Annotated in this window: 7 protein-coding genes; all 7 read left to right on the plus strand. The window is 48.8% G+C overall.

Annotated elements, in window-relative coordinates:
* Positions 1-40 precede the first annotated feature (40 nt).
* Positions 41-1,870 (plus strand): sensor histidine kinase, encoded by a 1,830-nt coding sequence (locus CHH60_RS22680; protein ID WP_095361283.1) that lies wholly within the window; start codon positions 41-43, stop codon positions 1,868-1,870.
* A gap of 1 nt (position 1,871) precedes the next feature.
* Positions 1,872-3,386: a response regulator transcription factor gene (locus CHH60_RS22685; protein WP_095361284.1), complete on the plus strand. Its 1,515-nt coding sequence runs from the start codon at positions 1,872-1,874 to the stop codon at positions 3,384-3,386.
* Between the two features lie 283 nt (positions 3,387-3,669).
* Positions 3,670-5,142, plus strand: a complete 1,473-nt coding sequence (locus CHH60_RS22690; protein ID WP_095361285.1) for an ABC transporter substrate-binding protein — start codon at positions 3,670-3,672, stop codon at positions 5,140-5,142.
* Positions 5,143-5,220: 78 nt separating this feature from the next.
* Positions 5,221-6,150 (plus strand): ABC transporter permease, encoded by a 930-nt coding sequence (locus tag CHH60_RS22695; RefSeq protein ID WP_095361286.1) that lies wholly within the window; start codon positions 5,221-5,223, stop codon positions 6,148-6,150.
* An 84-nt stretch (positions 6,151-6,234) separates the two neighbouring features.
* Positions 6,235-7,089 carry a carbohydrate ABC transporter permease gene (locus tag CHH60_RS22700; RefSeq protein WP_217506623.1) on the plus strand — a complete coding sequence of 285 codons (855 nt, stop codon included), beginning with the start codon at positions 6,235-6,237 and terminating at the stop codon, positions 7,087-7,089.
* 33 nt (positions 7,090-7,122) lie between these two features.
* A complete protein-coding gene (locus tag CHH60_RS22705) occupies positions 7,123-9,432 on the plus strand; it encodes a glycoside hydrolase family 3 N-terminal domain-containing protein (protein ID WP_176476171.1) in 2,310 nt (769 codons plus the stop codon).
* A 3-nt stretch (positions 9,433-9,435) separates the two neighbouring features.
* Complete coding sequence (locus CHH60_RS22710) at positions 9,436-12,576, plus strand: alpha-mannosidase (protein ID WP_095361288.1); 3,141 nt, start codon at positions 9,436-9,438, stop codon at positions 12,574-12,576.
* Positions 12,577-12,713 lie beyond the last annotated feature (137 nt).

Genomic DNA, 12,713 nt, shown 5'->3' on the forward strand with positions numbered 1-12,713 from the left:
TAATTCAGACAGGACAACCGCATCGGGGGGAACATGCGATTTGAAAATTGTTAGCGTTTACAATAATTTCTTCAAAAATAATATGTTTATGAAAATGCTGTTTATTTTCTCGATGATTTCGATTGTGACGATTATTACGCTGTCGTATATCATTTTTCTATCGGTGTCCGACTCTACGATCCGTCGTGAGCTGGCTATCCAAAAGGCTGCGATGGAAAGTGTGGACCGATATATTCATCAGCAGTATGAGTCTGTACAAAATATGGTGAGAGACATGCATCAGAACGAGGCGCTGTCAGCCAATATCTCCTATCTGATGAGCCACACCTATGCAGATTATGTCCAGCATCTCACCAATGGATATTACGCCAATCAGGATGACTATTCCGCAGATGTACTGAAACATTTCCAGAATATCATGGACCGAAATGCGGATATCCATCAGTTGATGTTATATAGTGCAGAGCGCCAGGACATGTCCATGTTCAGCCCCAATAAGCAATTCAAGAAGCTGGACACCAATGCAGCCCATTCGTATATTCCTGACGTGATGGCCATGGAAACGCCTAATATCAGTGCACCCAACTACTGGATTCGCAAAGAGATCAATGAATGGAGCCCGGACCTGTATGCGATTCGTGTTCCCATCAACAATACGCAGACGCTGCGGAATCTGGGGCAGTTCCTCGTTTTTTTTGACTCTGCAGGCATTGGAAATGCGCTTGATAGTTATGAGAGCAACTTTAAGGGAGAAATCGTGGTACTGTCGGCCAAAGGTAACGTGTTATTTGACTCCAGCAGCAACTATTACGGCAAGAAGTATCCTTATGTTGAAGTTGCGGATTCGCTGTTTGATCAGACCGACATGGATTCGATGAAAAAGGAAAAAAACATGTATGTAAACAAGTTTGTCTCGGCAGACCAGGGCTATGTGATTGTGGCTACGGTTCCTGTGGAAGAGATGGCTGAGGCCTATGCAGGTATTCGGAATACCATTATTTCAATTAGCATCGTAAGTACCCTGTTTGCTGTGCTCGTTCCGGCGTTTTTTATCATTAACTTTGCGAAGCGTACCCGGAGAATTATCCGATTTACGCAGAAGGTGAAGTATGGCAATCTCAGTGCGCGTATCGACGACCCCCGTGATGATGAGCTTGGACAGATCTCGCACAGCTTTAACGATATGCTGGATGAACTGAATTTGTATATTGAGCGGGTGTACAAGGCCGAGATCAAACAAAAGGAGACGGAGCTGGTTGCTCTGCAGGCCAGAATTAATCCTCATTTTCTCTATAACACGCTTGAAGTGATTCGTATGAGAGCCATTTCCCAAGGGGCAAGGGATGTGGGTGAGATGATATACAGCTTATCCGTGCTCTTCAAGAGCCTTGTTCAGCAGAAGAAAAACTACACATTGAAGGATGAGATGGAGGCTTGCCGTCTATATCTGGAACTTTTTCGAATCCGTTATAAGGATATCTTCACCTATACGATTCAATTGGATCCTGTGCATAATCAACATCCTGTGGTCAAGCTGTCCCTGCAGCCGATCATTGAAAACTATGTCGTGCACGGAATTCAGACGGAACGCTCGGATAACTGGTTGTCTATTGTGGTGGAAGAGCTTGGTGATGTGCTGCAGGTGGAGGTCAGAGATAATGGCAAAGGCATTGATCCTGCCAGATTGGCTGAAATTCGTGAAGAACTCGATCGTCCGGAGGAATCAGGACAAATGTTTGGGCTGCGCAGTGTGCACAGTCGTCTGCGCTACCTGTATGGACCGGAGTTTGGAATAACGATAGAGAGTACGCTTGGAGAAGGAACGCTGATCAGGGTGCGTTATCCTCATACGGAAGGGACAGGTGTTTAGCATGTATAAGGTATTTATTGTGGACGATGAGCCATTCATCATTGAAGGATTATACGAAATTGTGGATTGGTCTTCATTTGGAATGGAAATTGTAAACCATGCCGGCAATGGCCAGGCGGCGCTCCAAGGGCTGTCTGCCCAACCTGTCGACATTCTGATCACGGATATTTCGATGCCCATTATGAATGGACTGGATCTGATTCGGGAAGCAAGGCGTGTCCAGCCTGACCTTAAAGTGATTATTCTCAGCGGATTCAATGAGTTCGAATACTTGAAGGAAGCCATGCAGCTGGGGATCGAAAATTATCTGCTCAAGCCGATCAATGTGGAGGAGCTGGAATCAACGCTGCGAAACACGGCCTCCAAGCTGGAACAAGTGCCAGCAAAAACAAGTTATGATGCCTATGGCATTCAAATTTTGAAGGACAACATTCTTCATCGATGGTTGATGGGACAGATCGCAACGGCGGAATTTGAAGAGCGTTCTCTGTTCATGAATCTTACACTTGATGGTCCATGCTATGGCATTGCCATTCTCCGTACGAAGGGTGAAGAGCCGGGCATATTTGATCAAGTTCAGCGTTTACTTGCAGACAAGCCTTATGTGAGTACTTTTCATGATCTGGATGGCGATATTGTCATGATCGCGAGTGTAGACGAGAAGCAGGTCGATAGACAGATGTTTATGGATTGCGTCACCTGTTTATCCAGGCAGATCTCAGAAGCGCACCCGTCAGTTTATATTGGTATGGGGAGCATGGCGAAGGGCATTCATCAGGCACCCGTGAGTTACAAAGAAGCCAAGCGCGCTCTGCAGTATGTGATGATCTACCCGGATCTTAAAGTGATTGATCATGCGATTCTTGAAACGGGAAGCAGTGCTGGCAGTCGTTTCTCCTTCGACTGGAAGGAATATGCCAAGCTGATGTTATCCCGCAATACCGAACAGCTTTCAGAACGAATTCAAACGGATTTTGAACAGTATCGCGACGGGATGACTCCTGTGGAACTGCAGCATACGGCACTCGAATTGGTTATTCGTTTCAAAATGGAGCTGGAGAGCATTAAGCATACGGATGAGTCTGTCATTTACCAAAAGGGGTTAAGACGGGTGCTGGACAGCAGTACCTTTGCCGAACTGGTGCAGGCCCTTCAGCAAGTGGGGAGCGAGACGATCGAATCTCTGCTGCAGGATCTGAAAAACCCGATTGTGAGCCAGGTGCTTCAGCATATCGAGAAGCATTACGCAGAAGAGCTTTCCCTCAAGCTGCTAGGGGCTCATTATCATCTGCATCCTGTGTATCTTGGACAGCTGTTTCATAAGGAGACAGGAGAGACCTTTGCCGAGTACATCAATAAATACCGGATCGAGCGTGCCAAGGAACAGCTGCGCAGCTCCAATCTGAAGGTGCATGAGATCGCTAGAAACGTTGGATATTGGGAGACAGGATATTTTTATAAGCAATTCCGCAAATATGTAGGCATTTCACCGACCGATTTCAAGGTTTTTAATTAATTCGGTGACGGGAAGAATCGATCTGCGGACTCAACGTATAAGAGACATTTCGGGAACAGCAGTGGCATGCGAAGAGTTCAATGCCAGATGTTACCCGGCATGTCTCTTTCATGTAAGCGATTTATTAAATCAGGGACAAAAACAAGAGTCAGGAAGAATATCTCTTTAATTTGTACCCCGAAAACTTAAGTTTATCTTCTTTTTGAAAATGCTTTCATTCGATAAGGTTATAGCAGTTAGTTCGTTAGTGCTTAAGGGAAAACGAAAAGGGAGGATCTAAACAATGCTTAAAAAAAGAAAAAGTTTTTCTCTCGTCCTGGCATTATTAATGGCCGTTACACTTGTACTGAGTGCCTGCGGTGGAAGCGAGAGTGCTTCGGAATCCGGCGGGGCTGGAGATGATTCAGTCGAGCTGATCTGGTACACCATCGGTACCCCGCAAAAAGATGTGAACAAGGTCATGGAAGAAGTCAGCAAGTATACCAAGGAAAAAATCAATGCTACCGTAACCATGAAAATGGTCGATTGGGGTGACTATCCTCAAAAGATGCAGGTGAATGTGGCTTCCGGTGAGCCTATGGACATTCTGTTCACCTCTTCGGGCGGATTCGACTATGTTCAGAATGCCAGAAAAGGCGCGTTCTTGGAATTGGATGAACTGCTCCCCAAATATGGCAAGGATCTGATGGACACGATTGACCCGGCATTCCTCAGCGGTTCCAAAGTGGATGGTCATAACTACGGTATTCCAGCCAACAAAGAACTGCCGCAGCAAGAAGTATGGCGTTTCAACAAAACACTGCTCGATAAGTACAACCTGGACATCTCCAATATCCGCACCTTGGACAGTCTCGAACCTTTGCTCAAAACAATCAAGGAAAATGAGCCAAGTGTGACGCCGTTTGCGATGGATAAAAACTATGTCCCTTACGTTCCTTATGACTATGTCATTCAAAATTTGCCTATGGCAATCAAACTAGACACAACGGATTACAAGCTCGTGAACATCCTGGAGACTCCTGAAATGAAGGAAGCGCTCACAACGATGAACAAATATTACAAAGCTGGCTATGTATCTGCAGAGGCAGCAACAACAGGATCAACCAACGACCTGACGACATCGGGTAACTGGTTCCTGGATCGTGCACAGACTCAACCGCTGGCTGACAATCAATGGTCTGCAAGTTATGGATATCCTGTCGTTTCCACTCCGGCAAGTGATGCAATCATCACAAACACTTCTGTACAAGGATCCATCATGGCGATCTCCGCCAACTCCGAGTACCCGGAAAAAGCAATGGAATTCCTGAACTTGCTCAATACGGATCCAGTGCTGCGCAACATGGTGGACTCCGGTATCGAGGGCACGCACTACAAAAAAGTGGACGATACACATATGGAAAACCTGGCTGAATCGAAGAACTATGACATGCCTTCGTATTCCCTTGGTAACAACATGCTGCTCTATCTGAACAACAACGATCCGGATAACAAATGGGATGAGTTCAAGAAATTTAATGCTGAAGGTGTGAACTCCCCAATCCTCAGCTTCAACTTTGATGCAAGCAACGTTTCTGCTGAATTGACAGCTGTACAAAACGTGAAAGAACAATACTGGGCCGCATTGATGACTGGTACGCTGGACCCGGCGACCAACTTGGATCAGGTCATTGAGAAGTTCAATCAAGCCGGTCTTGAGAAGGTAATGGCTGAAGCCCAAAGCCAGCTTGATGCCTGGAGAGCGGAAAATAAGTAAGGTTACATTCGTAGAATCGGGCGGCTGCATGTAGCGTCCGATTCTTTTTTTCATTCAAGCTTGAAGGAGGATATCCCAATGACTGCATTTTTGAAAAACCTGATAAGAAACCGAGTCATGCTGTTCATGGTGCTGCCTGGCGCCATCTGGTTCTTCTTCTTCTCTTATCTGCCCCTGGTGGGTACTGTAGCGGCATTCAAGGAATATCGCTTTAGCCGTGAGGGGTTCTGGGCCAGTCTTGCGAAGAGCGAATGGGTGGGCTGGGACAACTTCAAATTCCTGTTCAGCACCAATGACGCACTGCTGATTACCCGAAATACACTTCTGTATAACATCGCCATCATATTCTTGGGGTTAGTGTTCGCCGTAGGTTTGGCCATTCTGCTCTCGGAACTTATTAATAAACGGCTTGCCAAAATATATCAAACAGGGATGTTCCTCCCGTATTTCCTCTCCTGGGTCATTGTAGGTTACTTTGTGTTCAGTTTCCTCAGCATGGACCGGGGAATGTTGAATCAGATCATCGGCTGGTTCGGGATGGAACCCATCCAGTGGTATTCGGAAGCCAAGTATTGGCCCTACATTCTGATTTTCGTCGCACTTTGGAAAACGATCGGCTACAACAGTATCGTCTATCTGGCATCTATACTGGGCATTGACCGTTCGCTCTATGAAGCCGCAATGATTGACGGTGCGAGCAAATGGAAGCAGATTCGCAACATTACGATCCCATTGCTATCCCCAATCATCACGATTATGACACTTCTTGCTGTAGGCCGGATCTTCTACGCTGACTTCGGTCTCTTCTATCAAGTGCCAAGGGATTCGGGTACGCTCTATTCCGTTACGAATGTGATTGACACGTATGTATATCGCGGTTTGAAAACGAGCGGTGAGATTGGCATGAGTACCGCTGCCGGATTGTATCAATCGGTTGTGGGCTTTGTACTGGTTATCATCTCCAACTATGTGGTACGCAAGATCGATAAAGATAGCAGCTTATTCTAGGACAAGGGAAAGGAGTGAACCACTGTGGCTCAACTCGTAAAAAAACGCGATTTCCATCATGTATCCAGCGGCTGGAACGTCATCATGAATATCATGGCCGGACTATTCGCTCTGATCTGTGTGTTTCCTTTTATATTTGTCGTCATCATCTCGTTTACGGATGAAAAGGCATTGGCCCGTGACGGATACCGCCTGATTCCGGCGGAATGGAGTCTCGCGGCATATCAATTTGTCTGGCAGAGCGGTGATACACTGCTGCGTGCGTATGGGGTTACCATTCTGGTCACGGTACTCGGAACAATCATCAGTTTGATCCTCATGTCCCTGTATGCCTATGCCATTTCCCGCAAGAGCTTCAGATATCGGAGATTTTTCTCCGTGTTTGCCATTTTGACCATGCTGTTCAACGGAGGGATGATCCCGACCTATATGGTCGTATCCCAACTGCTTGGATTGAAAGATACCGTATGGGCACTGATTCTGCCGCTGGCGATGAATGCCTTCTATATTATGATTCTGCGTACGTTCTACTCCACCAGTGTACCGGATGCGGTTATTGAATCCGCAAGAATTGATGGCGCCGGGGAGTTTTATACTTTTATGAAAATCGTTATTCCATTGTCCCTGCCGGGGCTGGCAACCATCGGATTGTTCAGTACACTGGGTTACTGGAATGACTGGTTCAACGCACTCTTATACATTGATAATCCCAACCTGGTACCACTGCAATCCATGCTGATGCGGATCGAGTCCAGCATCCAGTTTATTCAGCAGAACTCCGCCAACAGTTCCATGAGTCTGGCAGCCATGCAGTCCATTCCGCAGGATACTTCCCGGATGGCAATGGTCGTGCTTGCAACACTGCCGATTATATTTGCTTACCCGTTCTTCCAGCGCTATTTCGTACAAGGTCTGACGGTTGGAGCGGTGAAGGAGTAACCGGATCACTCTATAGGATTGGAGAGTTTCAGGATGATGACATACAAGGACAAAAGCAAGCCCGTCGAAGAACGGGTGCAGCACCTGCTTGGCCTGATGACGACGGAAGAGAAGGTAGGCCAGCTCATTCAGCCTTTTGGCTGGCAGACCTATACGAATGACAAGGGAAACATCACGTTGAATGATTCCTTCAAAGAGCAAGTGGAAAACGGCGGCGTCGGCTCTCTCTATGGTGCCCTTCGGGCCGATCCCTGGACTGGCGTTACACTTGAAAGTGGCCTATCCGCGAGAGAAGGGGCAGAAGCCGTCAACCTGATACAGCGCCATGCTGTGGAACATTCCCGACTGGGAATTCCGATCCTGATCGGGGAGGAGTGCTCTCATGGCCATATGGCCATTGACGGAACGGTATATCCTGTACCGCTGCTGCTCGGCAGCACCTGGAATGTGGATCTATACCGGGAGATGTGCCAGGCCGTCGCGCGCGAGACGCGTGCCCAAGGTGGAGCGGTTACGTATTCTCCGGTACTGGATGTTGTCCGTGACCCACGCTGGGGACGTACCGAGGAATGTTTCGGCGAAGATCCATATCTCATTGGAGAACTGGCGGTGGCATCGGTCGAGGGCCTTCAGGGGGAAAGTCTTGACCGGGATGATGCGGTTGCCGCAACGCTGAAGCATTTTGTCGGTTACGGCAGTTCGGAAGGCGGACGCAATGCAGGACCTGTACACATGGGCTGGCGTGAATTGCTGGAGGTGGATCTGTATCCATTCCGAAAGGCGGTTGAAGCTGGGGCAGCATCCATTATGCCTGCGTATAACGAAATTGATGGCACGCCTTGTACGGTAAATACGGAATTGCTGGATCGTGTTTTACGTGAAGACTGGGGCTTTGGGGGTCTGGTCATTACGGACTGCGGCGCAATCAACATGCTGGCAGGCGGGCATGATGTTGCAGCGGATGGGCTCGATGCATCTGTCCAGGCCATTCAGGCAGGCATCGATATGGAGATGTCCGGTGAGATGTTTGGACAGTATCTGGTGCAGGCCGTTTCAGAAGGCAAGCTTGATGTGCAGGTTTTGGACCGGGCTGTCAGCCGCGTACTGGCATTGAAATTTAAACTTGGCTTGTTTGAGCAGCCTTATGTGGATGCTGACCGAGCCGCACAAGTAATTGGCAGTGAGCAGCATATCGAGCTGGCACGTCAATTGGCAGCAGAAGGAGTGGTCCTGCTCAAAAATGAGCAATCGGCTCTCCCGCTATCCATTAACGGAGCTGGGCAAATTGCTGTCATTGGCCCGAATGCAGATCATGCCTACAATCAGCTCGGTGATTACACGTCACCGCAACCCAAATCCAAGGTGGCAACGGTACTTGATGGTATTCGCAGCAAGCTTGCGGGGAACGAAGGTGTACGTGAGGTGCTTTATGCGCCAGGTTGCCGAATCAAAGGTGATTCCAGAGAAGGGTTCGAGCATGCCATTGAGATCGCCGGCAAGGCCGATACCGTCATTATGGTGGTTGGAGGCTCAAGTGCCCGCGATTTTGGCGAAGGAACGATCGATCTGAAGACAGGGGCATCCAATGTATCGGATCATTCATGGAACGACATGGAGTGCGGCGAAGGCATCGACCGTATGACGTTAGGGCTTGCGGGAGTGCAGCTGGAACTCATTCAGGAGATTCACAAGCTGGGCAAAAAGCTCATCGTTGTTTACATCAATGGGCGCCCCATCACCGAACCCTGGGTGGACGAACATGCGGATGCCATTCTGGAGGCATGGTATCCGGGTCAAGAGGGCGGGCATGCCATTGCAGACATTCTATTTGGCGATGTGAATCCATCGGGCAAATTGACGATTTCCATTCCGAAGCATGTCGGTCAGTTACCTATCTATTACAACGGTAAACGTTCCCGTGGCAAGCGTTACCTCGAAGAAGATCTGGAGCCTCGTTATTCGTTCGGATATGGACTTAGCTATACCACTTTTGAATACAGCGAGCCGAAAGTCAGCAGGGCATCCATGACAGCTGGCGAATCCATTACGGTATCGGTGGATGTGATCAATACAGGCCAGCGTAGTGGCTCAGAAGTGGTACAGATGTACATCACCGATGTGGTCAGCCAGATGACTCGCCCGGCCAAAGAGCTGAAAGGATTCACAAAAGTGAATCTGGCACCTGGTGAGACGAAAACGATTGAATTCCGTGTTGGTGCGGAGCAGCTGCAATATATCGGACGGCATTTGAAACCCGTGGTTGAACCGGGACTATTCCGTATTCATATCGGCAGCAGCGTGAACGTCACGCAAATGGCCGAGCTTACGGTAAGGGAGGCTTAAAACATGGAACGTATTAGACGATTTATTCGTGAACTGTCTGAACATCAGTGGCTGGAGCAGGTGGATTTACGCAGCTGGAACATCACCCGTGCTTATTATGACGTGCCCGGAAAATATGAGAATCAAGGGCCTTATCCGGAGGGAGAAGGCCTGGATCGTTTTCCAAGCACACAGGGGACCACCTACTTTTTTCGAACCCGTTTAGAAGTCCCTGCTTCCTGGCAGCATGCCCCATTCGGACTGTTGTTTCAATCGGGAGGAGAAGGATTGCTGCGGGTGAATGGTCGTTCCTATCAGGGTCTGGATCGCAATCATACGTACGTTACGCTGGACTCATCCAATATTGGAATCCATCCTGAACTTGAGATCGAGTTGTTCGATCCGGTACCTGAGCCTGTCGATCCGTTGAACCAGCAGGCCGTTATTCAGCCGCCAATCACATCGATCACGAGTCTGCTAGTGAGACCGAACGAGGCGGTTCGCAGCCTGATGTATACGGTCATTATTGTACGCGATTCGGCCGTACTGCTGCCGGAAAGCGACTTCCGGCGTGTACGTCTGCTTGAAGCCATCTATCGTGCGATGGATCAATTTGTCGGCATGACAGATGAAGAGATCAAGCAGGGGAAGGGCATTCGCCAGATTGAAGAGAGTTTAGCGAATCATGTGCGGGAGATTGGTGGTAACGCTGAAGGTCTTGAACATATGGTGGGACAGTCCCATATCGACATTGCCTGGCTGTGGCCTGTACGGGAGACAGTACGGAAGACAAGTCGTACATTCTCAACCGTGGATGCACTAATGAATGAATATCCCGATTATGTGTACTCCCAGAGCCAACCTTTGTTGTACGCCTTTCTGAAGGAACATGATCCCGAATTGTATGCACGGGTGAAGCAGCGCATTGCAGAAGGACGCTGGGAACTGGTTGGCGGTATGTGGGTTGAGCCGGATCTGAACATTCCGAGCGGCGAGTCGCTGATACGCCAAATGTTATATGGCCAGCGTTTTTACATGGAGGAGTTCGGCAAGACATCTCAGATTGAATGGCTGCCCGATACATTCGGGTACTGTGCCTCCCTGCCTCAGATTTTGAAGCATGGCAATGTGGACTATTTCATGACGACGAAGCTGGGATGGAACGATACCAATGTATTCCCGTACGATCTCTTTCACTGGGTTGGCATTGACGGTACACCGATCCTGTCTTATCTCAACCATGGTGTCAATGAACATACTTTACCGAAGGATATCCATGATCATTGGCAGTCCTACCGTGAGAAGGCAGCACATCCCGAGCACATGCTTCTATATGGACATGGTGATGGTGGCGGCGGAGTAACCCGTGAAATGCTGGAGTACGTGGATCGCGCAGAATTGATGGTAGGGCAGCCTGCCAGTCGCTACAGTACAGCGGCAGCCTTTTTTGCAGGTATTGAAGCAGGGAAGCCAACACTTCCGGAATGGCACGGTGATCTGTACCTGGAACTTCATCGAGGTACGTACACGACACATGCACGCAACAAGCGGAACAATCGCAAAGCAGAGGTCCTGTATCGTGAAGCCGAGCTGTGGAACACACTTGCTCTGCCGGACCTGGAGGCACAGACGGAAGCTGAAGTCCGTTCGGCGCTGCATGAGGGCTGGAAGCTGGTTTTGCTGAATCAATTCCATGATATTATTCCAGGCTCAGCGATTACGGAGTCATACGTGACTTCGGATGAGGAATATGTACGAGTTTTTGAGTTAGGTAGGGCAGGGTTGAATCAAGGTGCTGCGGCATTGACGGCAGGTATTGACACAAAGGGTCCAGAAGGTTCAGCGGCCTATGTAGTGTTCAACAGCCTTGGCTGGAAGCGTAATGCAGTCATTCAGCTCCCTGTGCACGATGGCTTGGATCGTTATGTGGTAGATGTGGAAGGCCAGCACCTGCGAATGGATTGGGAGGATAACGCGATCTCGATTCTTGTGGATGACATTCCGGCGTTCGGGTATAAGACGATTTGGCTGGTACCTGAAAACACGAGGGAAACGAATGTACGAGAAGTGACCAGCCATGCCGGTCAACCGGTTTTTAACGATACATGGGATACCGCGTTTTATCATGTGGAATTTAACAACCAAGGGGAGATTACTCGTCTGTGGGATAAGGCAGCAGAGCGGGAAATGCTGAAGCCGGGTGAACGGGGCAATCAATTCCACTTCTTCCACGACCGTCCAACGCTCTGGGATGCGTGGGATATTGACAGTCGTTATGAAGAGCAGGTTGCTGGAGAAGTCGAGCTATTGGAGAAAAAGCTGGTGCTGGCTGGTACGACGAAGGACGTCCTGCGCTTCCGGTGGAAACTCCATCAATCGGAGATTACACAAGATATCGTCTTTTACCATGATTCACGGCGGATTGACTTCCAAACACAAGTGAGCTGGAACGAAAACCACAAACTCTTAAAAGTCGGTTTTCCAATTGATGTCGTGACCTCCAAGGCGACGTATGAGATTCCGTTTGGCGCATTGGAGCGGCCAACGCACCGTAACACCAGCTGGGAGCAAGCCCAATATGAAGTTTGTGGTCACCGTTTCGCAGATGTATCCGAATATGGATACGGCGTGAGTTTGCTTAATGACTGCAAATACGGATACGACGTACAGGGAAGCACCATTCGTTTATCTCTGCTTCGTGCACCGAAATGGCCGGACCGAACGGCAGATCTGGGAGAACATGAATTCACGTATGCCCTGTATCCGCACGAAGGGGATTGGCGTAATGCGCATACGGTACGTCATGCTGCAGAGCTGAATCACGAGGTGACGATACAACAGGTACAGCAGAGCACAGGGGCTGAAGTAGATTCAACTGTAACTGCCTTGCCTGCGCGCCCCGCAACCGGAGCATGGATTGATTGGGATAGCGAACATGTCATCTTGGATACGGTCAAAATGGCAGAGGATGGACACGGCACGGTACTTCGTTTCTATGAATCTTCAGGCAAACGTGAACGTGTAACCTTGCAATGGCCACATGCCTTTGAGCAGGCCTATCTCTCCAATGCGTTGGAAGAACCGGGTGAGCCTTTGGATATGACGAATGGTCAGATTACATTGACCTTCGCCCCTTACGAAATTAAAACCGTGCTGCTGCGGTAAACCTTTTTGAAATATCTTTGAGCTACGTAAGATGAACTTAAACATTTACACGATAACGAAGAGTGCAGAAAGTATCCGAAGAAGCGAAGCGGTCGCCTAAAAGCTTTCTGAAGGAAAGCTACATCGGAAGCATACGC

This window comes from Paenibacillus sp. 7523-1 (genome assembly GCF_002276415.1).
GTDB lineage: Bacteria > Bacillota > Bacilli > Paenibacillales > Paenibacillaceae > Paenibacillus > Paenibacillus illinoisensis_A.

Coding starts and splice junctions, on each gene's coding strand:
- CHH60_RS22685 (WP_095361284.1), top strand. CDS start 1,872: ATGTATAAGGTATTTATTGTGGACGATGAGCCATTCATCATTGAAGGA.
- CHH60_RS22690 (WP_095361285.1), top strand. CDS start 3,670: ATGCTTAAAAAAAGAAAAAGTTTTTCTCTCGTCCTGGCATTATTAATG.
- CHH60_RS22695 (WP_095361286.1), top strand. CDS start 5,221: ATGACTGCATTTTTGAAAAACCTGATAAGAAACCGAGTCATGCTGTTC.
- CHH60_RS22700 (WP_217506623.1), top strand. CDS start 6,235: ATGAATATCATGGCCGGACTATTCGCTCTGATCTGTGTGTTTCCTTTT.
- CHH60_RS22705 (WP_176476171.1), top strand. CDS start 7,123: ATGATGACATACAAGGACAAAAGCAAGCCCGTCGAAGAACGGGTGCAG.
- CHH60_RS22710 (WP_095361288.1), top strand. CDS start 9,436: ATGGAACGTATTAGACGATTTATTCGTGAACTGTCTGAACATCAGTGG.